This is a genomic window from Maridesulfovibrio zosterae DSM 11974, from assembly GCF_000425265.1.
In the GTDB taxonomy this organism is placed as follows: Bacteria; Desulfobacterota; Desulfovibrionia; order Desulfovibrionales; family Desulfovibrionaceae; genus Maridesulfovibrio; species Maridesulfovibrio zosterae.
Genome location: NZ_AUDC01000002.1, coordinates 49,224 through 72,434 on the forward strand (window position 1 = coordinate 49,224; position 23,211 = coordinate 72,434).

Here is a 23,211-nt window from a genome sequence, read left to right on the forward strand (position 1 = left end):
GTTATTTTTTAGTGATGATAAGCGTAGCTTATGGACAATAATAAGAATCATGGACTACTTGGGGTTAAAAAAAACAGAGCAATTCTTGTTTCACCGGATGAAGAGTTTAAAGTTCTTTTAAGCAGTATTTGGCCTGAAGATGTGCTTGAATTCACTTTTTATTCTGAAGCCAAAGGAGCTGTAGAAGACCTGTTTAATAATCCTCCTGATTTATTGGTAGTGGATAATAGGCTGCAGGATGTTTCCGCTTCTGACCTTGCCCGACTTGTGAAAAGTGAAAATGTTTATCGACAGCTTCCGGTTATCGTTTGTATGGATGAAGCTGATTTTGATAATCCGTGGGATTGGAATAAAATTGAAGTTGATGACTTTATATTGCGTCCGTTCATCAAATCTGTTGTTCGTGACAGGGTTAACCTGACTCTCTGCCGGGCATTGCGTGCCCTTGATGCAAACCCGCTTTCTAAGTTACCCGGTAATACTTCCATTATTCAGCGTATTCAAACTTTGATTGATCGTCAGCAGGATTTTGCACTTGCTTATTGTGATCTTGATTATTTCAAATCCTTTAACGATAAGTATGGATTTTCGCGCGGCGATGAAGTCCTCATGCTGAGTGCCCGTATAATAGTCAATACGGTTAAAAGCTTTGCTGGCGAACAAACTTTTGTAGGTCATGTCGGTGGTGATGATTTTGTTGTAATAACTTCACCGGAAATTATTGAAGAAGTTTGTAAGCGCATCATCTTTTCTTTCGATAGTATAGTACCAAATTTTTATGACATGGAAGATCGCAAACGTAAGTCCATAGTTTCGACTGACCGTCAGGGGAATATTCAGACTTTTCCTTTGATGGCAATTTCTATTGCTGTTGTTTTTAATATTAACGGTAAGCTTAAACATTTTGGTGAAGTTTCAGCTATTGCAATGGGGCTTAAGAAAAAAGCCAAGGAAAACCCTAAGAGCAGTTATGTCCTCGACCGCCGCACCAACTGATTTACCTGAATCGGTCCAAATTTTTATGACTTATATGGATGTAGAGAAAAGATCATCCAAAGCTACCTTGCGTTCTTACGAAAAAGACCTGACTCAGTTTGAGGAATTTTTAAAAACACGACGTAAGTCGTTAGCCCTTCCTGAGCAGATAAAACCTGATCAGGTTCGTGAATTTCTAGCAAAGCTACATGCCAAGCGTCTTGCCAAGTCTACTTTATCCCGTAAACTTTCTTCTTTAAGATCATTTTTTAAATATATGACACGACATAGGTTTATCGCTAATGATCCTATGGTAGGTATACGTAATCCCAAGCAGGAAATTCGTCACCCACGTTCGTTAAACGTGGATCAGGCTGTTGGTATTTTGGATGCACATATTGGTGATGAACCAGCCGATAGACGAGATCTGGCAATCGCTGAGATTTTATACGGTTCAGGTTTACGGGTGAGTGAGGCTATATCACTTGATATATATGACGCTGATACTTCCAGTGGAATTGTCCGGGTATCTGGAAAAGGGAATAAAGAGCGAATATCCCCCCTTAGTGATACTGCATGCAAAGCTATTGATGCATATCTGGCTGTACGTGAAGATTTTCGCCCAGCATTAGAGGAGCAAGCTCTGTTTGTTGGCAATCGGGGGGCGCGTATTAATCGCAGGCAGGTTAATCGTATTCTCGCCAGGATGGCAGAAAATGCAGGAGTATATGGTGGTGTTCATCCGCATATGCTCCGTCACAGCTTTGCGTCGCATATGCTTCAGTCCGGAGCTGATATGCGCTCTGTTCAGGAGCTTCTCGGGCATGAACATTTGAGCACTACGCAACGGTACACTCATTTAAATCTGCAACATATCATGAATGTCTACGACAAAGCTCATCCTTTAGCTGGAAATCAGGCACCACCTTTCAGAGATGGGGATGATGAGTAGAATAAATTTTAATAGGTTTTTAGTATTAACTAATTTTAATCGGAGGAATTTCAATGAAGAAGCAGACTGCAGCAACAGTGACCAATGCAATTGACGCTAAAAGTGAAGAAGCAAGAAAGGATGCTCTTTTTGAAATTCGTAGTCTTAAAAAAGACCTTGCGCAGCTTGAGAAAGAACTTTCCTCAAAAAAAAGTGAAGTTACAGACCCTGCATTTGATTTAGTTCACAGCGCATTTGAAATTTTTAGGCATACTCAGGTTATGGCTGAGAACCGTAAGCTTAACCAGCAGATAGATGAAAGTCTGGAAAAAGCTTCGTTTAAAGATTATCTTGATGGAAAAGGTGCCCGTGTTTTAAAAAAGCCTGAAGGGTGGCATTGGATTTCGCCTGCAGGGGAGATGCATTATCTTGGTGAAGCCTCAGAGACTCAGGCCGCTGCTGAAAAGCTGGAGTCAATAATAACAACAAAGCGAAACAAACCTAAGGTAGCAAAGCCATCAACACCGAAAGCAGCTCCTAAAAAAATAGCTCCTAAAAAAGTTGCTAAATCTGAAGAATCAAAAGATAAAAGTGATGTTGCTGATGGCAATGCCAAGTAGAAATATATTTTTTATAGTGAATAATGACTTTATTTAATTAAGAAAGGCGCTCCGAATGGAACGCCTTTCTTAATTTGAACTACGAGGAAATGAGTTTAACGAGAACAGGCTCTATCAAACTCAGATTTAAGGTCAGTGAATAGTTGTTTGACTGAAATGATTTTATCAGTCCTCCATGCATTGGAGCCAGCAAAAGCAAAACCGTTTTTAAGTTTGCCGCGCTGGGCGTTGATAAGTGCTGAAGCAATACAATAGGGACTCTTTTCTACTTTGCAGCTTTTGATGCAGTGGAAAGGGCACTTGAACGGAGCTTTCTGACCATCTGTTACAGCTTGCAGGAAAGCATTTTTGACAGCTCTTCCTGGGAGTCCCACTGGACTCTGAATGATAGTCATGTCGTCTTCGGTAGAGTTTACATAGGCCTGTTTGAACTCATCATTAGCATCGCATTCGTGGGTGGCAACAAATCTTGTTCCCATTTGCACTCCTGCAGCGCCCATTTCAATATATTTGCAGATATCTTCACCGGAGTATACTCCACCAGCTGCAATGACAGGAATATTTCTTCCGGTTTTTTCTTCAAATGGTTTAACAGCTTTTATGACTTCAGGGAGAATCTTTTCAAGAGCAAACAAGGGATCATCAAGCTGTTCACGTTTGAAACCAAGATGTCCTCCCGCTTTGGGGCCTTCTACTACAAAGGCATCAGGTATGTAATCGAACCTGGAAATCCACTTTTTGCAGATGATGGAAGCGGCTCTACCTGAGGAGACAATGGGAACCAGCTTGGTTTTAGCTCCTTCAGTAACGTATTTGGGAAGGTCAAGAGGCAGTCCGGCACCGGAGAAGATGACGTCTGCTCCTTCTTTAACAGAAGTACTGACCATATCAGCAAAGTTTGAAAGCGCTACCATGATATTGACTCCGAGAATACCGGAAGTCATTTCTTTGGCTTTTCTAATTTCTTCAGTAAGAGCATCGATGTGTGCTTTTGCATGATCTTTACCGCCATTCTTGCTGGTCAGGCCGATCATTGCAGCAGCAATAACCCCGATTCCGCCTTCTTTTGCAACAGCAGATGCAAGGCCGGAAAGAGATATTCCTACACCCATACCACCCTGAATTACGGGCACCTTGGCAACGAGGTCACCAATTTTGAGCTGAGGAAGATTCATAATTAAGTTCTCCTATTACAGTATATGTTAAAGCTACTCTCTATTTATAACAACTTAAAAGCTGGAAAAGCTTGAGGGTTGAAGATCTCCTTAGATACATACATCCCTGTATTTATTGTTTAAGAGTAGTTTTTATGTCCGTGGAAAGTTTTTTCCTGTATGAGGCGTTAAGTCAAGTCCTTTTTTGATGTTACATCTCTGTATTAAAGATGATGCTGCGCTATTTTGCGTTGTATTTATATATACATTTCTTAGTGTATGTATTTCTCTACAATCATTTCAGCGAAATACATGGAGCTGGTAAATGCAGGAGATATTGCATTCAATACATGTACACTCTTTTTATCACTTTCGACAAGGAAGTCCATGACAAGTTCGTTACGTTTTATATCTACCAGTTGAGGCCGGATACCAACTTTAGGAGTACTTTCGATATCATCAGGGTTTAGTTCTTTCACAAGTTTTTTGGCATCATTGAAAAAAGCGCTGAAAAAATATTTCCGAGGTTCTTCAAATGCTACAGAACGAAATTTTGGGTTGCGCATAAAAAGAATTGTATCACGCAGGAGTATATCGAATGCTTCTTTGTCCATACCTTGTATAATACCGTAATTTTCACGTCCAAATGCTGGAATAGCTGTGGGACCCAAGTATACATCCCCTGTAGCCCCACGGGTAAAATGAATACCGAGGAATGGATTCTTAATGTTAGGTACAGGGTAAATGCTTCCCTTAATTGTATGGGCTTTTTCTTTTTTCATTTTTTTATAAATGCCTTTAAACGGAATGAGCTGGTAGCCTTCACCAAAGCCGAAAGGGAGTGCTACTTTATCACTGTATGAGCCTGCAGCATTGATAAAAAGTCCACAGCTGATTTCACCCTTATCAGTAACAATTACATTGTTTTTTTTAGATGTGATAAAGGCTGTATTAAGCATGAAAGTAACTTTTCCACTTGCATCAAGATCATTGTACAGTGATTTCATCACTGCGCGAGGGTCAACAACTGCTGTATAGTGTGAGAAGAGAGCTTCATGTGTAGTTTTTGCATTGGGTTCTATTTCATTTAAATTCTGCTCATCTACAATTTCTACTTTAGCACCGTTTGCAGTAGCCCGTTTATATAATTCATGGAGTGTGGGAAGTTCAGATTCATCTCTGGCGACGATTACTTTTCCGGTTTCGAGTAGTGGAAGTTTTTTTTCTCTGCAATATTCTTTCATTCTGAAATTTCCAGATAGACAGGATACAGCACGCAGGCTTCCCGGAGCATAGTAAATACCGGCATGGAGCACTCCGCTGTTGCGTCCTGAAGCATGTTTTGCGATTTCATCTTCCTTATCAATAATCAAAATATTTTTATAACCTTTTGATATTAGCTCGCGAGCTACAGTAAGACCTACGATGCCTGCACCGCAGATCAGAATTTCTGTTGTCTTCATAATTATAGTCCTTTGAATTTTATAAAAAATGTATTTTTATACCGTGAATTTTTAATGTCAAATAAATATATATGATAATTTTTAAGCTCCACATGCTTCACGGTATGAACACCATTGGCATTGCCCTGACCTGATTGCTTTGAAAGTATTCTCTTTCAGCATATTATTAATGATGAGTGTGGTCAGGGCTGGGATTTTAGTTTCAATAATTTCTTCCCGGTCTTCTTCGCTGACTTTGGAATCAAATAAGCCTTTCTCGTGGCCATCTTTGACAAGTTCAACCAGTGCAGCCTGTTTTGGGAGCTCTAATGAAGTGTGGTGGTCCATTAGAAGATACAACGGAAGTTGCAGACTGTCTGCACTTTGTTTTATTTTTTCCAAGAAATTTATGCCGTCAAAATATATGGCTGTAGGATCGTTTAAAACAGGGGTCCAGATTGATTCATCATCCCAGAAAGATTTACGTGGCAGGTGAAGTCTTCCTGTCTTATAATCAAGAACATAGCGTTCAGCATTTCTAATATCGACCCTGTCAATTCTGCCATGAATTTTTACTGGGAATTTATCCATATCAAGCATGCCATGGGAATCCGATTCCAGTTCAACTATTGTGGTTGGCTTTAAATTCTTTAGAAAAAGTGAAAGTCTGTTTTGTCCTGCCTGTTCAAGTGATTTTTTTATGTCATACGGCAAATTACAGTATAGAGAGTCTCTTTCAAGGCGTTGCATAAAAAGATCATTCAATTCTCTGGTATCCATATCTTTTCCGCAAATTTCTTTATTAAGATGCGGAGCAAGAAAATCTTTAAGCACTGAGTGGATAAGTTCGCCGAATCCTGCCCGGTCACCGTCCTGATCCACAGTATCTGTTTCATGTACATTGGAAAGATATCTGAAAAAAAAGTTTTTTGGACATCCTACATAACAATCAATAGCGGAAGGAGACAGTCCCTTGAACTTAAGTAGATTTTCCAGTTTTCCAGCTACCGGTTCTTTTGGTATTTCTGCAGGGGTGTTGACAATCGCCCCGACTGGAAAATTAATCGCTTTAAGAGGAAAGTTTTCAGACGGTGTAATGATTTTTTTTCTTTGCTGCTCAAGTTTCCAAAGAAGTTGCTCTACAAATCTTGAACGTACACTTTTTGAATCAAGCAGGCCTGGCTGAATTCCACTTTGATAAAATATACATGATTCTTCACTACCCATAATGAGCCGATAAAAGTTATAAGTTGCAACGCTTTCTCTTTCCCGTGAATCCGGCAGGTCTAACAGATGGCGCAGCTGATCAGGAAGTAGCGGGTCATATGGATCTGTTCCCGGAAGTTTATCATCGACCGTATCTAGAATAAAAGTGCGTTTGAAATTAAGCAACCTGCTTTCAAGCATACCAAGTACTTGCATTCCGGAAATCGGGTCCGGTTCAAAAGAGACTCTCTGCGATGCCAGAAGTTGCCTGAAAATTGAAAAGGACAATGATTGACCGAATATTTCATTGCTTATGAAGCTTTCACGTAATTCAGGAATTACTTCATTCATAAGTCTGAACAGGCATTCCGAGTCGAGCAGGTAGCGGTTCCACAGAGTACCGCCACGCTGACGCAGCATTTCAGCCATATCCTGCATGCTGTCAGCCAGTTCAGATAAGGTTTCAATATCTTTGAATCCATCAATGCAAACCCGCAGTACTTCGGAACGTAATTCTTCAGTACTATCCGGATTATCAACAAGGTTTCCGTTTTCATCACTGTATACAGGAACAAAATCATTGGGATCTGCGTATGGAGCGCCATTGCGAAGTTGATTTTCCCATTGATGGAAGATGGTCCTTAACGGCTGCTCTTCATTGACTTCCAGCATTTTTAGATAGGGATGTCTGATAAGAGCCAGAATATCTTTCCAGTGAAACGTATTTCCACTGCGGTTTTCCTGTAATTTCAGGATCGCTTCAAGTAAACCGTTCAGTGCCGATCTCCCAAGAGGGTAGCCCATACTGATGTTTACATCCTGTTCCGGAAGGTGATGCATAACTGGAAGTAATAATGATGTATCCGGCAGAACAACTGCACAACCGTTAATTTCTCCAGAACAAAGTTCATCCCTCATTGCAGATAATTGTGAATGACGGTCAAATCCTTCAAAGAATTTCAGTTCAGGCAGCGTGTGGCTGTTTTCAGATGAGTGATTCGATACAGCTTCTGCTTTCCAGTTATGCAGCCAGTGAAGATGCTCCTTAACTGCAAAATGGCTTTTTGCTCCTTCAGCTAAAGCAGGGTCGCTGTGCCAGATAATTTCCATTTGCATTTGTTCCCAGAGATAGTGAAAGAACATATCTTCCACTCCGCTTAAACCATAGAAACCGGCCAGATAAAGCTTGCGACCTTTTAAGGCTTCTTCCAGCTTATCAAAATTGGCAACAAGGCTTTTGCTTTCAAGGCCTGATGTTGTCCAGTCCCGTCTGTCCAGTTCTTCAAGATATCTGACATAAATAATTTCTATTTCTTCAAGCAGGGCAGCAGCCCAGTCCAGCACTTCACCCTGCAGCATGTTCAGGTTGCGTGGCTTTATATCTTGACGCAGCAGCTCATCTAGAAGTGAAGCCAACCTTGTTCCCCATGGGAAAAACTGCTGCAGGTCAGTAGGAAGTTTTGAAAGCATCCCCGTAGATTGTGAGCGCAGTTTTTCAATTATATTAAAAAGAAGTCCTACTTGATCAAGTTTACCAATTTTACGTGGAAATTCAGCTGTAATTTTTGGTAACAGTGATGATACGAAGTCAGAAAATGAATATATTTCGGGAAGTATGCACGGTTTAGGAAGTTTTTCAGATGCTGCAAGTGCTTTTTTAAGATAACGGGCAGGGCGATGATGCGGGACAATCACCGTTACAGCACTTAAATCTCCATTTGATTCATCTATTATTATATCACTCAAATTTTCAATGAAGTCTTCTTTCCATGAAATGATCTGGATTGGTCTACGATTACTCATAAGGTCACCTCTTTGGTGAATTTACCATCAAGGTAGACCAGCAGACCGCGTAATTCCTTTGCATTTCCGAACATTTTTTTTAACAACTTCAAATACCTTTTGACCTGTTTTTCATTTTCGGGACTAGGTTTACCTGTTTTGTATTCCACTACCAAGGCTCTTTTTTCTTCCAGCAGCAGGAGGTCTGCCCTATGGGTTTCACCTTTTTCATCCATAATGGCTACTTCAGGTCTGCCGATTTGGATAGCGGTACGGATGTCATCAATGGTTAAGGCCCATAGGGCCATGGCCGTGATTTCCGGTACAAGTTCATCATGTTCTTCAGTAACTGCAGGGAATTTTGCAAATGCAGCTTCAGCACTTTTTAAACAATCGGCGGCATCATTTCCGGTCAGGATCAAATTTTCCATGGCATTGTGGGCCAGTTCTCCTCGCATGCGTGCGTCATATGAGTAATCCTCAAGATTATGCCTGTATACCCGCAGTCTAGGTAGCCAGCTCATGAGTTCCTGCGTGGGGAGTTCCGTTCCTGATTCAGGCTTACACATCTCTTCAGCTTTGGAAGTGTTGTCAGCTAAGGGGCCTGTTTCTTTTACAGCTTTAATTGCAGTGGGTTTGATTCCATATTCCAGTATTCCCAGATCATCAAATTTTCCTTCAAGAATTATTTCAATTGCTGAGAGAGCCGGGGTTATGTTTTTCATTTTTTCAGATGGCAGGAATCCATATAATTCATCACCGGCACGGGTCCATGCCACATATAGAAGGTTGAGCTGCTCGGTAAACATGCGGGTGCGGTTCTCATAATATACATCACCGAGAGCACTGCTCATGGGGGTAAGCATTTTTCTGCCTTCAATTTCTACGTCAGTGAAAGTTGTGTCCGACCCTGAGACTGACCAGTTGTGAAAGGGGACTATAATAACCGGAAACTCCAGTCCCTTGGATTTATGAATGGTCATTATGCGTACAGCATTAACTGATTCAGGCAGGGGCACTTTCTCTTCTGCAGATGAAAGCTCCCAGAAATCCAGAAACGATGCCAGTGATGTTCCTCGTTTTTCTTCTGCCAGATGAACAACCTCAAGAAAACGTCGGATATACAGTTCGTCTTGAGGATTATTTTCAATAAGTTGAAATCTGGAAACCATTTCACTGCCAAGATCATATGGAGTCATCAGCCCTGATTTGCGAAGGAAAGGCGAAATATGTTCTTTCCAGAAATCAGGGTATTTTTCAGCAAAGCGACGATAGAGAGGTCCTTTATCTCTATCTGCCAGCCACTTGAATAATTCTTCATGTTTGATATTTGAGATTTTTTGAAAAATTTCTTTTCCACAAATAAATTCAAGAAAAGCCAGATCGTCCTGCGGGTAATCAAGAAATTTAAGCAGTGAAACTATCTGCCTGATCACCGGGTGGCGGTCGAGCTGTAAACTGTTTTCAGTAATAACCGGAATAGATTTTTCCACCAGCCAGTCACAGGCAAGCTGGGCATGTGTATTTGACCGGACCAGTACGCAGATGTCCCTATACTGGCGGCGTGGCAGCAATTCATCTATGAGCAGATCAAAATTGCGGCGTGTTTCATTGACTATTTCAGGTGCTGTTTCTGCAAATACCTTGCGCAGCCTTACATAACCACCATCTCTGTTTTGATCAGGAGGCAGTTTTTGTGATGCATTTTCAAATGAGAAAGAAATTTTCTGGGCAAGGTCAATCTGCTGTTCTTCAGGACCGTTGGGATAAAGTATTTCTGCGATGTCCATGGAGAGGTCGTAATCCGCAAGTGCATCAAAAAAAGAATTGTTGAACCCTATGATATGTTCAAGACTGCGCCAGTTGTACTCCAGATTTCCGGGGGTAAGGTCTGAAAGATTCGCAATCTCCTGATCTTCGGCTATTGCATCAAATAGTTCAGAGCGCCCGCCACGCCAGCTGTAAATTGCCTGCTTCACATCGCCTACATAAAAAAGACTGCCTCGTTTGGAAAGGCACTCTACAGCCAGAGGAGCCATGGCGTTCCATTGGTCAAGACTGGTATCTTGAAATTCATCAATAAGCAGATGATGCAATCGTGAGCCCATACGGCAAAATGCGTCCGGAAGTGCGCTGCCTCCCTGCAGAACATAGCTGGCAACCTTTGGCAGGTCGGCAGAAAGAAGCATACCGTTTCGAGTCTGATATTCAATGATGTCAGCTCTGATTTCTTCAACAATGCGCACAAAAGGAGCTAATGCATATGCACCCCGCAGAATCATGGATTGATCACGATATGCATTATGGGCTTCTTTTAACCCTGTATAAATTTTTTCGTGATATGAGTTAATACTGTCTTTTGATTTCTTCAGCAGACAATCTTTAAAGCTGTCCTTTGCTATCATGGCTGATTCTTTTGCTTCACCCATAAAATCAATACCGGATGCATGGTCCAGATAATTATTGAAATGTGACGACGCAGCCAGCTTGTCGGTCTTAATCAACTCCGACATAATGGAAATTGATTTCTTGAATTTATCGAAATGACCTTGCAGCAACTCTGCAATTTCTTCCTGATCGGTCATGCGTTCGGCTGGGTTATCGATTACGTGTTCAAGAATTGAAATTAATCTAAATTTCATTTGTTCGGCAAGCCAGAAACCTTGCTTGCTTTCTCGTAAAACAAGGCTGTCCACAGCATCATCCATAAGTTTTTTGCGGACAGCATCTCCTTCTTCGCATTGTGTCAGAAATTTATTAAAGTTCGGCTCGAATAAGGTTGAAGGTTCAAAAAGCAGTTCAAATTCTGGACTGAGACCTAATTCCAGTGCAAAAATTCGGACCAGCAGATTGAGCAGGCTGTCAATGGTACGAATATTAAGACGATTATATCTTTGCAGAATAGGAATAAGCTGTTTACGTGCTGCCTCCGGTGACCAGTCACGGCCAAGTCCATCTCCCTGAATATTTAATGCTCTGTTTTTAAGTGACCGAACAACACGTTCTTTCATCTCTGCTGCAGCTTTATTTGTAAAAGTAACAGCCATAATTTCGGGCCAGCAGTATCCGCGGCCCTGAGAACTTTTGCAGACCGGAATAGAATCTTCTTCCTGTGCTCCTGCAAGCAGAGAAAGGAAACGGGCAGTCAGTTCATATGTTTTGCCTGATCCGGCAGAGGCTTTTACCTGTTTTAACATTGTGATCCTTTTAATATGGTATATCTGATCTTATTTATTTTGAATAAATCCGGTAACTGCCACCTGAATTTATCGCAGGGGCACTATTGAAATATTGCTTTTTGAGCAGTTTATTTTAGGCGGACTTCATTAAGTGGAGTTGGCATAATCATGTTGTGCGAAAAATGCTATATATTATCAGAAACTTTTTCCGTTTTGGATAATTTGTAACTGGATATGAACAGCTCTATCCTTTTTTCCATTACGATCATAAGTACAGAAGAAATGATCAAGGCACTGCCCAGATATCCGGTCCAGTCGAAGCTTTCATTCCACCACAACCATGCCAGAATTGCCGCAATTACAGGTTCGATGGTGGCAATTACAGAAGCAGCTGTTGCTTCGAGGTATTTTAATCCGGCGTAGTACACGGAGTATGCACCATATGTACAGATAAGTGCCAGTGCGATAAGGCTCCCCCACGAAATTGGAGTTTTATGAGTGAATTCAAAGAATGGAGTTAGACATATTGCCCCGATTGGCAGTGCATATAAAAATATAGTCGGAGTCGTGTAACGGGCGAATAATGTCTTTCCATAGATGTAATATAGAGCGTAGGTGAATCCAGATGTCAGACCACAGACTATGCCGAACCATGTAAAATTCATTTCTTTTCCGGTTCCAAGAATCTGGGGCCCGAGGGAGACGCAGGCTACTCCGGTGATTGTTATGACCAGAGCAGTTATTTTGAGCGGTCCCATCCTTTCACCCAGAAGTAACCATGACATGACTGCAACCCACGCCGGGGCCGTGTAAAGAAGTACCGAGGCCAGCGCTGCTCCTGCATCTTGAACTGCCAGTTGGTATGAACCATAGAAAATGGTTATTCCTACGATACCGAATCCGATTATTTGTGGCAGGTCTTTTACTGCTATTTTAATTTGACCTATACGGCAGGCATGGACAGCGAAAAGCATCCATGCGAAAATAGCACGCCAGAATGCATTTTCAAGGGGATTAATTCCTTGTTCTATGGGGAATTTTGAGATGGGACCTATTAGTCCCCACATGACCGCAGCGCTGAGTATGAAAATACAACCTTTAATGTTCACGGAAATCCCTCAATAATTAAGATACATAATTAATAAAGATATACTGGAATGGAACAGACTGCGTGTCTGTGTTGAAATAGTTAGATTCTAAATATCAAAAGTGCTCTAGAAAGTTGTAAGCTGTTTCGTTTCCAGCGTAAAGCCTGACTGGACATTTTGAGTACTAATTAAAGGTATATATTTTGGATAAAAAAAAATTGAATGAAATTGATATGACCGAGGTAAATGATGCTGATGAAGGTTTGCGTCTGGATAAATATTTACTGAAAATGCTTCCTAGTAGCGGGCTGCGGGAGCGTAGGCGGCTTATAGAAAATGGACTGGTCACAGTTAATGGCCGTTCCTGCCGTTCAGGTTTGAAAATGTTCAGCGGAGCAAAAGTAGTTCTTTTTGATTCTCAGAAAAAACAGTGCTTTGCTGATGTTGTATCATCCCTTTCGATAATCAGTGAGACTGCTGAGTTCGCGGCATTGTTTAAACCTGAAAATATGCACTCTGCAGCAATAGCTGGAAGTCCTGAACCTTCAATTGAAGATTGCCTATCAGAGGTTTTTCCCGATAGAGGGGCGATTCTCGCTAACAGACTTGATAAATTAACCTCTGGTATTCTGCTCATTGCATTCGGTGTGGAGCAGGAAAACCGATTCCGCGAACTTGAAGATCAAGGTAAGGCAGGGAAGTTCTATCTGGCTAAAGTATACGGGAAACCGGAAGATGATTTTATAGTAAAAAATAAACTTGATACGGCTGACCGCTTGCGTACAAAAGTATTGGATGAGCAGGGGGATTCCGTTCGATGGAGTAGAGCTGAAATCGTTGATTCATTTTATGATGGAACTACTTTACTTCGAGTGCAGATTGCTAAGGGAGCCCGGCATCAGATACGGGCACATCTTGCTCATGCTGGATTCCCGATTGTAGGCGATCCAGTATATGGAGATGAGCATGAGCAGGGACGGATGTATCTGCATCATGAGCGGATATCATTTTCAGGATTTGAAGCGAAGTGTTCTGCTCAGTGGGATTAGGATTTAGACTTCTATAACAAAAAAAATACATAAATTAGAAATCCCCTTGCAGCACTGCTCCAAGGGGATTTTTGTATCTAATAAATCAGATGGCTAAGAAATTAGTAATGCTTTAGCAAAGTCCTCTCCGTTAAAGGGTCTGAGGTCTTCCATCTTTTCACCAAGACCTACGTAGGTGATAGGTAGTTTATGCTGCATAGTCACCGCTATCATGACACCGCCTTTGGCTGTTCCGTCAAGCTTGGTGAGGATCAGTTCGTCAACGCCGATGGATTCGTTGAATATTTTTGTTTGAGAGAGAGCATTCTGTCCTGTTGTGGCATCGATTACCAGTATGCTGCGGTGCGGTGCTTCATCATGTTTTTTACCAAGGACACGTCTTATTTTATGCAATTCTTCCATCAGGTTGGCTTTATTGTGCAGCCTTCCGGCTGTATCGAGCAGCATAAGATCATAGCCATTTTTAACAGCGTAATCGATAGCTTCATAGGCAACTGCTGCAGGGTCTGAACCTTCGCCTTTGGCAAAGAATCCTGCTCCGACGCGTTTGGCCCATACTTCAAGCTGCCCGATTGCCGCGGCCCTGAATGTATCACCTGCAACAATTAGAACCTTGCGGCCCTGCATCTGAGCGCGATGCGCCAGTTTAGCTATAGTTGTTGTTTTACCAACACCGTTTACGCCGATCATCATCACAACTTCCGGCGGGTTATATGCTTTGATACGTCTTGGAACTTTAAAAATATCGTCAATTTCATCGCGTAACAGATCTTTGAAATTTTCTGGATTAGTTTCGCCTGCTTTGCGGATTCTATCTTTCATGCGATCAACAAGTTCAGTCGTAGCCTCAAAACCTACGTCAGCCATGATCAGTATCTCTTCAAATTCTTCCCAGAAATCATCATCAAATGCTGAATGGCTGGAAAGCAAAGAGTCAATGCGCTTGGTAATCTGCTCTCGTGTCTTAGTTAATCCTTCGGAAAGTTTAATGAACAGGCGGCTGCGTTCATCTTCTTCATCCTCAAGTTCAAGGGCAAGAGCCAGACGGTACTGGAGTTCGGAACGGAATTCTTCCACATACTCGTAGTCCATCTCTTCAAGCCATTCTTTGAATCGAATGACGAAGTCATCAGCTTCATTTTTTGGGGCTTCAAGGGCTTCGAGTAGAAAATGCAGACGATTCCAGAGATCTTCTCCAGCTTCTTCAATATCTTCCAGAATTAAGCCGAGCCACACGGAAAGGCGTGGTTCAGCCTGCTGCAGAGATTTAGTCAGATCACGCTGCCACTGAGGTTTTTCTTCATCTGACTGAGTAGCACCTGCGACGACCGGTTCAATAATTCTGGCTTTCCCTGTTTCTGGAACAGAGGGCTGCTGAGGCTTTGGTTCTGTAGTTTCAGTATGTTTACCTGTGTCATCAGTAATCGGATCAACTCTTTCAGGAGTAGGTTCTACCTTAGTGACTTCAACAGTGGGCTGCTGAGGTTTTGATTCCCGTATGGTCTTATCTGCGGATGAAATTGGGGGCTCTACGGAAGTTTCGATTTTCGGGGCAGCGACTTCCTCCGGCAGGTGTACAGGTTCAGGCCGGGTTGAAATTTCAGTTTCAGCTGGAGCTTTCGATTCTATCTTTTCTTCATGTACCGGTTCTGGAGTTGTTTCAACAATCGGCTCAGGTATGGACTCCTGTTCTGTTTTTAGTTCAACATCATCAACTTTTTTTTCCTGCTGATAATCATCACCAAGAAAGTCTTTAAGAGCTTTATCAGCTCTATCTTCCGGGCTGGTCCACAATTTTTTTACTTTAGAAAAGAATCCCATTAAAATCCCCTTTGAAATCTATTTTGAGCAGGCGAAGATAGCGTAGTCAGTCCAGATTCGCAACTGTATGACTTTAACCTTTTTTCTTTGGAGCAGATTAAGAATAAGGCTGAATTATCGTTCGTCTAGTGTTCATATAATTAATGATGGATTCAGAGTTACAATTTATAGACCCGCATATATTTAAATAATGTATAAGTTTGTTGAAATTTGGTCGTCTAGCGGATACATATTTTGCAAAACGAAATGATTGGAGACTTTTTATGAAAAGAACAAGCGTAAAAGATGCTTTGAATGCGAAAGAATCTGTTTCTGATATTTTGGTCAAAGGCTGGGTCCGGACCAAACGGGATAATAAGGGCTTTTCCTTTTTGGAGATTAACGATGGTTCATGCCTTAAAAATATTCAGGCTATCATCGACCATACACCTGAAATTGAGGCTGAACTCGAAAAAGTATCAACCGGAGCATCAGTAAGTGTTGGCGGTGAACTTGTAGAGTCTCCTGGTAAAGGGCAGAAATGGGAAGTTCGCGGCACTTCTATTGAACTGCTCGGCGCAGCTGATCCAGGGACTTTTCCTCTTCAGAAAAAACGTCATTCTGACGAATTTTTACGTACAATTGCTCACTTAAGACCCCGTACTAACAAGTTCGGAGCTATGTTTCGTATCCGTTCTGAGTTGTCTTACGCTATCCATAAATTTTTTCGTGATAAGGGCTTTTTCTACGTTCATACTCCAATTATTACTGGCTCAGACTGTGAAGGTGCCGGCGAGATGTTTCGGGTGACGTCTCTTGATCATGATTCTCTGTCAAAACTTAAGAAAGAAGATCAAGGTTCAAGTGATTTTTTCGGTCAGGAATCTCATTTAACAGTTTCCGGCCAGCTGTCAGCTGAAATGTATGCTTTGGCTCTTGGACAGGTTTATACCTTCGGTCCTACTTTTCGCGCTGAAAAATCCAATACTCCCCGGCATGCTGCTGAGTTCTGGATGATAGAACCTGAAGTTGCCTTCGCTGATCTTAATGACAATATGGATCTCGGCGAAGAAATGGTAAAATACCTCATCAATCATATTCTTGAGAAATGCGCTGATGATATTGAGTTATTTGCAAAGTTTGTTGACAAAACCTTGATGGATACTCTTAAAAATACTCTGGATAACGAATTTGTGAGAATTTCTTATACTGATGCTGTAGACCTTTTGCAGCGTTGTAAAAAGGCTAAAAAGTTCGAATTCTGGCCTGAATATGGTGAAGATCTGCAAACTGAACATGAAAGATATCTTACAGAGAAGCATTTCAAGAAGCCTGTAATCGTTTATGATTATCCCAAAGAAATTAAGCCGTTCTATATGCGTGTGAACGATGATAATAAGACTGTAGCCGCTATGGATCTGCTTGTTCCCAGAATAGGTGAACTGGTCGGCGGTTCTCAGCGTGAGGAAAGGCTTGATGTATTGGAAAGCCGGATTGCTGAAACAGGTATGGAGTCAGAAGATTACTGGTGGTATCTTGATTCCCGCCGTTTTGGAACAGCTCCTCATGCCGGATTTGGAATGGGCTTTGAACGTATGCTCATGCTCCTCACCGGAGTTACTAATATACGTGACGTAATCCCTTTCCCCAGAACTCCTAAAAATCTCGAATTCTAAATAATATTAAGCAGGGCCCTGGCAATTTTAGATAACTCTTAATAGTTGTTATATTTATACAAGAGATATTCCATGCCAGTAATTGATAGGATTAGTTTCTAGCTTAAAGGAAAGCTTAAAAATGAATATTCAAATACAAGAGATGCATTTACACGAAGTGGGAAATGCCGTTGATTTTATTTTAAATATTTTCGATCAATGTGTTGCGAATAGCTTTTCTGAAGAAGGGAGTAATGAGTTTAGAAAATATACCAACAACAAAGCTATGCTAGAGAGATTTTCGTCAGGAGCCCTCTTTTTTACAGCAAAGATATCAGGGAAACTCGTTGGGATTGCTGAGATTAGAAATTATCGTCATCTGGGGCTATTGTTTGTCGATCCCGATTTTCAAAAGCAGGGAATTGGTAAAGTTTTGATCGATAAAATCGTATTTGAATGCGTAAAGCATGGTAGAGGAAGTGTTATTACGGTTAATTCATCTCTGAACGCGTTGGATTTTTACCAAAAGATGGGGTTTATTGTTCAAGATGAAGAGAAGGTTATGAATGGAATTCGTTTTATTCCAATGAGCCTGTTGATTCATGAAAAGAATTCCAATCTTGGTTTGTAAAGTTCGTATGCATGCATTTTAGGCACATTTTTTTTCGTACAATATGATTACTATTCCCCGCTACATACACAAAGTAAAAGATATTCCAAGTATTTCTTTGGATGGACTTACTTTTGTCCAATACAGGAGACAGGAATCAGAAATGAGACACGAGATTTGTGTGTCTCAGCATTCTCTTGTTTTTGTTTTGTCAGGAACTAAATATATTCACTCTGCTGAAGGGGATATTGTCATAAAAAGCGGGGAGGCCTTTTTTACACGGAAGGGCTGCCATCTTATGTCTGAAATGATTCCTGATGAAGGAGGGGCTTTTGATACGATTCTGTTCTTTTTTGATGATTCCATGTTTTCAGATTTTATCGAGTCTTTAGCTGGACGTCATGAAACTGATAGTTCAGATAAAGCGGTGTTTAGAATTAAAGTCAGTGAACCTATCAATATATTTCTGTCATCTGTAGTACAGCTTTTTGATTCTTCACTGGGGAGTGATAATAACTTTTTGCGTTTAAAAGTCAGGGAACTGCTACATTATCTTTGTTCAACTGAGGGAAATGAAAATTTTATTGATTTTCTCTTATCGTGCAGAAGTGAAGGGCAAAGTGATATCAGTGTCGTTATGGAGCAGTATTTCAATAAAAATATCAATTTAGAAGATTTTGCTGATTTGTCTGGCCGTAGCCTTTCTACATTTAAACGTGAATTTAAGAGAAAATTTGATACTACTCCTGCAAAATGGCTCCGAGAGCGCCGCCTTTCATGGTCCGCTCAACTTATTTTGAATTCTAATAAGAATATTACAGAGATAGCTTACGAATCAGGCTATGACAGCCTTTCCCATTTCAGCAGTATTTTTCGGAAACATTACGGTCTTACTCCCAGAGAATATCGTTCTGGACTGAAATCATCAAAATCTGATCGTTAAACGAAAGTCCTCCCTCTACATATTCGATAGGTTCCTTCTTGAATAAAACCAAGGAGGAATTTATGCGTAAATATTCAGTTCTTATTCTATGTATTTTTTTTATTATCCAAGCGGCTGCATGCACAACCAAAACAGTTAAAATCGAGGGCTTTGCTTCACCTGAGAGTGTAATCTCAGACGGTACATATTTTTATGTCTCAAATGTTGGGGAAAAACTAAAGCCCATGGATAAGGACGGTGATGGGTTTATTTCGCGCCTGTCTGCTGATGGTGCTGTTATTGAACGAAAGTTTATAAGCAATCTTAATGCTCCAAAGGGCATGGTTGTTTTGAATGGAGTTTTATATGTTGCCGATATTGACAGGGTTAAAGGTTTTTCCGTTACTGACGGTTCACAAGTCTATGATCTTGATTTTTCTGATAAAGGAACGTCTCTACTTAACGACATCACTATCCTTGGAGATGGTAAATTACTTGTTTCAGCAACTGATACAGGTGCGCTATATGAATTTGATTCTGGAGACTCACCAACAATTAAAAGCATAGAAACGGATGTAGACTTATCTGGTCCAAATGGAATTGTTTTTGATCCTGAAGATGGAAGTGTTTACATTGCTTCATATGGTAAAAATAATGAGCCAAATGGATTTATAAGTAAGGGGAGAATTAAGAATGGACGCTTAAAGTCAGATATTATCCATTCTAAGGGAGGGTTTTATGACGGTATTGCGCTTTATGATGGTAAGGTCCTTTTTTCTGACTGGGTCGCCTTTGAGAAAAAAGGAGTAATCGTTATGCTGAATTCTAAGTCCGGTGAATCCTCAGTCCTAGATACTGGTGAAGAAATTGCTGGCCCAGCTGATTTCTATCTGGATAAAAACAGTAAAAAAATGTGGATTCCCATGATGATGGAAAATAAAATTTTAATCGTCAGTTTTTAGTCTCGGTAAATATTCAAACAAATCCCCCGTGTCCAAAATGGCCGCGGGGGATTTATATTTAGTATATTATTTAAGGGGCATAAGCAATAAAGTAACCAGATGTTCCGGTTTAGTACTCTTAGGATCATTCATATACTGCTCTAAACAAGGAGTGTCTGCCAGTTTCATTCCGCTCTGTGGCAACCATTCGGAGTAAAATCTTGTCCATGAAGTGACCAGCTCATCGTATGGCCCAAGGTGCGTGTAGACAGCATATTTACCACCTGCAAAGTCTTTGAATTTGATTTCAGCTGGACCACTGGTTTCACTTTCTATTGTGATGCATGCTTCTGAGTGCAATTTTTCAGGTGCTGTTTCAGCGGGATCATCATAGTAAACTCCATAGAATTTTGTTTTCTCGCTGAAAATTCTACTTGGCCCTGCCCATGCACAAAGACTCTCCCACGCTTTATATACTTCTTCGTAGGGACCTTCATGTTCAACGTAAGCAATCTTTGCCGGATCTAACGTCCATATTTTTACATCCATTTTTATATACTCCTTATTTTTTAAAGTTAATAAACACCGAGCCAAATTTCAGTTAATAAATCTTCCGGAGCGTATTGATCCGGAGTTTTGAGATATTTTTCAAACGACGGGATACTGTTTCTTAATTCGAATCCACTTTTAGGAAGCCATTTACCGTATAAGTTTTGGTATGCTTCTATTAATCTTTCGTATGGTCCGCGGTGAATAGCAACAGCATATTTACTACATGGAATTATCTGAATTCCAATTTCAGGATGCGGTTCAATTTCAGCTGTTATTGTTACGCATGCATCATATCTGATTTTCCCTTTGGGAGTCACATTTGGATCGTCATAACAAATCCCTAAATATTCAGTTTCCGGGCTGTTCAGATTGTGAATACTGGCCCATGAACACAGTTTGTCCCAGGCAATTTTAACGTCAAAGTATGAGCCTACGTGCCTGATAAATGCTACCATAGTTTCTTTTCGTTTTCTTATTTCCACTTGATTAATGATGTCAGTATCTATGAATTTTATTTCTTTATGAGTTGGTACCGGGTGATAATGGATTCTTTTCTTGCCATCAGGATTAATTCGCTCATGGGCTTGTATCCGAAATTCTCGTGGTGGAATTTTGAACATCTTTTTGAACGCTCGGCTAAATGTTTCAGATGATTCAAACTTACAGCCAAGTGCAATATTCAGTATCGATTTATCTGTATATGTCAGATTGTATGCCGCTTGCTCTAGCCGTAGTCTGCGTACATGTTCTTTAAGAGTCTCACCAACCATACCTTTAAATATACGATGAAAATGGATTACAGAGAAGCATGCCAGCTCCGCAAGAATTTCTGGGGATAAATCCCCATCGAGGTTACGCTGGATGTAAAGCATCACTTCCATCATCCTTTCATTATATGGTCTGATCAGGTTCGACATTATTTTTATCCTTCATGTGGGATTCTTTATAAATTTAAATAGACACTATTAGGCATTTTATTTCATGACATTTTTTATCATTTGAAAATTAGTTTGAAAAGTTCGTCTTCTATGGGGGCTATAAAGATTGAGGTTGATGAGTACTATTGTCTATGGTTAGAGTTAAAGGATGAATAGGATAAAATGTATATTTATATTACTAAGCGTACTTATGCCGATTTCATGTAATACTGTTAAAAAAATAACTATGAGTCCATGTGTAAGCAATTCGACAACAACGACACAGCGTATTGTTGATTCTGCGGCTTGCGCGTTAAATCAGATCAGGAAAGAAGCGGACGGACCTACTATTAACTATTTACTTGATTCAGCTCGAGCTGTGTTTATTTTTCCTGATGTATATAAAGCAGCTTTTATGATTGGAGCCGAGGCAGGACCGGGAGTTTTGTGCGCAAAAGATGATACCGGTTTTTGGAATGGTCCGGTTTTCTACAATATGGCAGGTATAGATATAGGATTACAGGGTGGAGTTGTTGGGAAAAATTTGCTTGTTTTTCTTATGGATGATCAGGCTCTTGAGGATGCTTTGACTGGCAAATTGAACCTGTCGATGGGGGCTGATATTGCAATTGGTCATTTAAATGATAGCAGCCATAGAGGCTCATTTGATGTGCAGGGTAATGTCTTCGCTCTTGTCTATCAAGCCGGGATGTTTGGCGGAATGGCTTACCATACCGGAGCATTTATGGTAAGTCCTGATTATAATAAACGCTACTATGGTAAAAAGATAAGTCCCCGTGAACTGCTTATGAGCCATAAGTTTGATAAACCTGAGGCAGACAGGTTGCTGTACAATCTTGCTGGAGCTAATTTTTAGTTGCGGCTTTTTTATTTTTAATGCGTTTTCTTTCCTGCGTGTAGTATAAAAGATCCTTACATATAAATTGAGCACTATGATAAAAAGCAAAAAATTGAACCATTTTTTGTAGATAAAAGCGGCGCGTAACACCTTCATTACGTAGCTCTTCTAATCTGTTTTGAGCTGAATCTAGAGCATATTGCAGAGCTTTTTCATCTGGAATTTTTTTAGACCCGATACTTCTCATTGCGCGTGAAGTAGTTCTAGCCAGCAAGCGCAGCTCATCCTGCATAATGATATCGTATCCTTCGCCGTGAACATTATTAAGTGCGTGCAGCATAGCTCGCAAATGTGATGCACATTTCTCAAGAGTTTCGATTTTCATACCCAGCAATTGGGTATCTTCTATATATAGCAGACTTTCAAGACGGATTACTTTGCTGTATATTTCTCTGTTTTTAGACATTCTGCTATTGAAAGTGTCTAGCATGCTTGGAGCCAGTCCTGTCTGTTTTTGAAGAAAGTTTTCCATAAGCATTTCATAATTTTCAGCACATTCTTCGAATTGCCTGAACAAATCATCTTTTAATGTTTCAGCTGCCCGCATTGGCCAGACAAGAATATTAACCAGAAAAGCACTTCCAACACCAAGCCCTATTTCAATAACTCTAAATAAACCATATTCTATTCGATTAGGTTCACCTAGACTGGCAAGTGTTACAATAGTAGTTGTTATGGCTGCCATTTTATATCGTTCGTTGTATCTAGTCATATATGCACAAAAGCCTACTGACAGGAATAAAGCTAATGTAGTCATGTAATGAGTTTGTGGAAAACCCATAATACAAATTATTCCGATAAAAGCACCAATAGCTGTACCAGAGAAACGGTACCAGCACATACGTATAGAGTCGGCTACGTTTATTTGCATAACTATAACTGCAGATAATGCTGCCCAATATCCAAATTTAAGATCGAGCATATTAGCTGCAACGTAAGCGAGTACTGCTGCTGCACCTGTTTTTATTCCATGAATGGTATGTGCTTTATGGGTGTTTAAGGTAGCCTGTTTCATAGCTGATTTGTATTTAGTTAATAGTAAAGGAGGTAAAGTTTCCTCAAAAAAAGAGTATTAATAGATATCATATATAGAAAGGCAAGAGGTTGAGTCTGTTTTTATGGGCTTATTAAAAAAACATCAACCCCTGTAATTAAGCCATTTTCACTTCCAATGTTGCAGATATATAACAAATAATTCAAAAAGCAGTTGACGTGGCGGTGTGTTTTATCTAGAACCTCTTTCTCGGCTGAGTGCGGCCTTAAGTGGCACAGCGCAGCTGAGATTTTTTTTGACTGACCGGTCATAAAATGGTTGACTTCTGGATCGGGTTCACATAGTTTCCCAATCCGCACTGAGCGAAAACGCAAGGTGTTGAGATCATTGAATAAAAGTTTAATTGAGCAGCAGGCTGAGCGGATATGAATAGATGACGCGAGCTGGTTTCGGAAGGTTTTGCTGGACGGAGCTC

19 protein-coding genes are annotated in these 23,211 nt (G+C 40.6%); 9 read left to right on the plus strand and 10 right to left on the minus strand.

What is annotated here, in order from left to right; translation table 11 throughout:
• Positions 1-30 precede the first annotated feature (30 nt).
• From H589_RS0100535 to H589_RS0100545, 3 genes are read left to right on the plus strand one after another with little or no spacing between them, the layout of a single operon-like run.
• Positions 31-996: a diguanylate cyclase gene (locus tag H589_RS0100535; protein WP_027720218.1), complete on the plus strand. Its 966-nt coding sequence runs from the start codon at positions 31-33 to the stop codon at positions 994-996.
• A complete protein-coding gene (gene xerC, locus H589_RS0100540; protein WP_027720219.1) occupies positions 971-1,927 on the plus strand; it encodes a tyrosine recombinase XerC in 957 nt (318 codons plus the stop codon). Before H589_RS0100535 ends, xerC begins: the two co-directional genes overlap by 26 nt.
• A gap of 53 nt (positions 1,928-1,980) precedes the next feature.
• Positions 1,981-2,526 (plus strand): hypothetical protein, encoded by a 546-nt coding sequence (locus tag H589_RS0100545; protein ID WP_027720220.1) that lies wholly within the window; start codon positions 1,981-1,983, stop codon positions 2,524-2,526.
• Positions 2,527-2,621: 95 nt separating this feature from the next.
• Here the strand turns inward: H589_RS0100545 and H589_RS0100550 are convergent, their stop codons facing one another.
• The 5 genes from H589_RS0100550 to H589_RS0100570 form a co-directional block, all read right to left on the minus strand.
• Entirely contained in the window at positions 2,622-3,701 is a 1,080-nt protein-coding gene (locus tag H589_RS0100550) for an NAD(P)H-dependent flavin oxidoreductase (protein ID WP_027720221.1), read from the minus strand.
• A 251-nt stretch (positions 3,702-3,952) separates the two neighbouring features.
• Positions 3,953-5,143 (minus strand): L-2-hydroxyglutarate oxidase, encoded by a 1,191-nt coding sequence (gene lhgO, locus H589_RS0100555; protein WP_027720222.1) that lies wholly within the window; start codon positions 5,141-5,143, stop codon positions 3,953-3,955.
• Positions 5,144-5,224: 81 nt separating this feature from the next.
• The gene (locus H589_RS0100560) at positions 5,225-8,131 is read right to left on the minus strand and encodes a PD-(D/E)XK nuclease family protein (protein WP_027720223.1); all 2,907 of its coding nucleotides are present in this window, start codon (positions 8,129-8,131) and stop codon (positions 5,225-5,227) included.
• Complete coding sequence (locus tag H589_RS0100565) at positions 8,128-11,307, minus strand: UvrD-helicase domain-containing protein (RefSeq protein WP_027720224.1); 3,180 nt, start codon at positions 11,305-11,307, stop codon at positions 8,128-8,130. Before H589_RS0100565 ends, H589_RS0100560 begins: the two co-directional genes overlap by 4 nt.
• Before the next feature lie 167 nt (positions 11,308-11,474).
• Positions 11,475-12,398 (minus strand): DMT family transporter, encoded by a 924-nt coding sequence (locus tag H589_RS0100570; protein WP_027720225.1) that lies wholly within the window; start codon positions 12,396-12,398, stop codon positions 11,475-11,477.
• 197 nt (positions 12,399-12,595) lie between these two features.
• Here H589_RS0100570 and H589_RS18860 point away from each other — a divergent pair, with 197 nt between their 5' ends.
• Entirely contained in the window at positions 12,596-13,426 is an 831-nt protein-coding gene (locus H589_RS18860) for an RluA family pseudouridine synthase (protein WP_245577001.1), read from the plus strand.
• Between the two features lie 93 nt (positions 13,427-13,519).
• Here H589_RS18860 and ftsY read toward each other — a convergent pair whose 3' ends face one another.
• Complete coding sequence (ftsY, locus tag H589_RS0100580; RefSeq protein WP_027720226.1) at positions 13,520-15,247, minus strand: signal recognition particle-docking protein FtsY; 1,728 nt, start codon at positions 15,245-15,247, stop codon at positions 13,520-13,522.
• Between the two features lie 263 nt (positions 15,248-15,510).
• On the opposite strand from ftsY, the gene asnS reads away from it, so the two are divergent.
• The 4 genes from asnS to H589_RS0100600 all read left to right on the plus strand — a co-directional run bounded on the left by asnS (position 15,511) and on the right by H589_RS0100600 (position 19,375).
• Positions 15,511-16,902 carry an asparagine--tRNA ligase gene (gene asnS, locus H589_RS0100585; protein ID WP_027720227.1) on the plus strand — a complete coding sequence of 464 codons (1,392 nt, stop codon included), beginning with the start codon at positions 15,511-15,513 and terminating at the stop codon, positions 16,900-16,902.
• 121 nt (positions 16,903-17,023) lie between these two features.
• Positions 17,024-17,512 carry a GNAT family N-acetyltransferase gene (locus H589_RS0100590; RefSeq protein ID WP_027720228.1) on the plus strand — a complete coding sequence of 163 codons (489 nt, stop codon included), beginning with the start codon at positions 17,024-17,026 and terminating at the stop codon, positions 17,510-17,512.
• 142 nt (positions 17,513-17,654) lie between these two features.
• Positions 17,655-18,434 carry a helix-turn-helix transcriptional regulator gene (locus H589_RS0100595; protein ID WP_027720229.1) on the plus strand — a complete coding sequence of 260 codons (780 nt, stop codon included), beginning with the start codon at positions 17,655-17,657 and terminating at the stop codon, positions 18,432-18,434.
• Positions 18,435-18,496: 62 nt separating this feature from the next.
• Positions 18,497-19,375: an SMP-30/gluconolactonase/LRE family protein gene (locus H589_RS0100600; protein WP_051249558.1), complete on the plus strand. Its 879-nt coding sequence runs from the start codon at positions 18,497-18,499 to the stop codon at positions 19,373-19,375.
• 66 nt (positions 19,376-19,441) lie between these two features.
• On the opposite strand, the gene H589_RS0100605 is transcribed toward H589_RS0100600, so the two are convergent.
• Together H589_RS0100605 and H589_RS0100610 are read right to left on the minus strand one after the other, a co-directional pair.
• Positions 19,442-19,903, minus strand: a complete 462-nt coding sequence (locus H589_RS0100605) for an AraC family transcriptional regulator (RefSeq protein ID WP_027720231.1) — start codon at positions 19,901-19,903, stop codon at positions 19,442-19,444.
• A 26-nt stretch (positions 19,904-19,929) separates the two neighbouring features.
• Entirely contained in the window at positions 19,930-20,823 is an 894-nt protein-coding gene (locus H589_RS0100610) for an AraC family transcriptional regulator (protein ID WP_027720232.1), read from the minus strand.
• 211 nt (positions 20,824-21,034) lie between these two features.
• Here H589_RS0100610 and H589_RS0100615 point away from each other — a divergent pair, with 211 nt between their 5' ends.
• A complete protein-coding gene (locus H589_RS0100615) occupies positions 21,035-21,700 on the plus strand; it encodes a lipid-binding SYLF domain-containing protein (RefSeq protein WP_245577003.1) in 666 nt (221 codons plus the stop codon).
• Here the strand turns inward: H589_RS0100615 and H589_RS0100620 are convergent.
• Both H589_RS0100620 and H589_RS20975 read right to left on the minus strand, forming a co-directional pair.
• Positions 21,690-22,757, minus strand: a complete 1,068-nt coding sequence (locus H589_RS0100620; protein ID WP_027720234.1) for an FUSC family protein — start codon at positions 22,755-22,757, stop codon at positions 21,690-21,692. The genes H589_RS0100615 and H589_RS0100620 overlap by 11 nt on opposite strands.
• Positions 22,758-22,858: 101 nt before the next feature.
• Positions 22,859-23,211, minus strand: a 353-nt coding sequence (locus tag H589_RS20975; protein WP_027720235.1) for a hypothetical protein, incomplete at its 5' end; no start/stop codon positions are given.

Coding starts and splice junctions, on each gene's coding strand:
- H589_RS0100610 (WP_027720232.1), bottom strand. CDS start 20,823: ATGTCGAACCTGATCAGACCATATAATGAAAGGATGATGGAAGTGATG.
- H589_RS0100595 (WP_027720229.1), top strand. CDS start 17,655: ATGAGACACGAGATTTGTGTGTCTCAGCATTCTCTTGTTTTTGTTTTG.
- H589_RS0100620 (WP_027720234.1), bottom strand. CDS start 22,757: ATGAAACAGGCTACCTTAAACACCCATAAAGCACATACCATTCATGGA.
- xerC (WP_027720219.1), top strand. CDS start 971: ATGTCCTCGACCGCCGCACCAACTGATTTACCTGAATCGGTCCAAATT.
- ftsY (WP_027720226.1), bottom strand. CDS start 15,247: ATGGGATTCTTTTCTAAAGTAAAAAAATTGTGGACCAGCCCGGAAGAT.
- H589_RS0100545 (WP_027720220.1), top strand. CDS start 1,981: ATGAAGAAGCAGACTGCAGCAACAGTGACCAATGCAATTGACGCTAAA.
- H589_RS0100605 (WP_027720231.1), bottom strand. CDS start 19,903: ATGGATGTAAAAATATGGACGTTAGATCCGGCAAAGATTGCTTACGTT.
- H589_RS0100535 (WP_027720218.1), top strand. CDS start 31: ATGGACAATAATAAGAATCATGGACTACTTGGGGTTAAAAAAAACAGA.
- lhgO (WP_027720222.1), bottom strand. CDS start 5,143: ATGAAGACAACAGAAATTCTGATCTGCGGTGCAGGCATCGTAGGTCTT.
- H589_RS0100600 (WP_051249558.1), top strand. CDS start 18,497: ATGCGTAAATATTCAGTTCTTATTCTATGTATTTTTTTTATTATCCAA.
- H589_RS0100615 (WP_245577003.1), top strand. CDS start 21,035: ATGCCGATTTCATGTAATACTGTTAAAAAAATAACTATGAGTCCATGT.
- H589_RS0100590 (WP_027720228.1), top strand. CDS start 17,024: ATGAATATTCAAATACAAGAGATGCATTTACACGAAGTGGGAAATGCC.
- asnS (WP_027720227.1), top strand. CDS start 15,511: ATGAAAAGAACAAGCGTAAAAGATGCTTTGAATGCGAAAGAATCTGTT.
- H589_RS0100565 (WP_027720224.1), bottom strand. CDS start 11,307: ATGTTAAAACAGGTAAAAGCCTCTGCCGGATCAGGCAAAACATATGAA.
- H589_RS0100560 (WP_027720223.1), bottom strand. CDS start 8,131: ATGAGTAATCGTAGACCAATCCAGATCATTTCATGGAAAGAAGACTTC.
- H589_RS0100550 (WP_027720221.1), bottom strand. CDS start 3,701: ATGAATCTTCCTCAGCTCAAAATTGGTGACCTCGTTGCCAAGGTGCCC.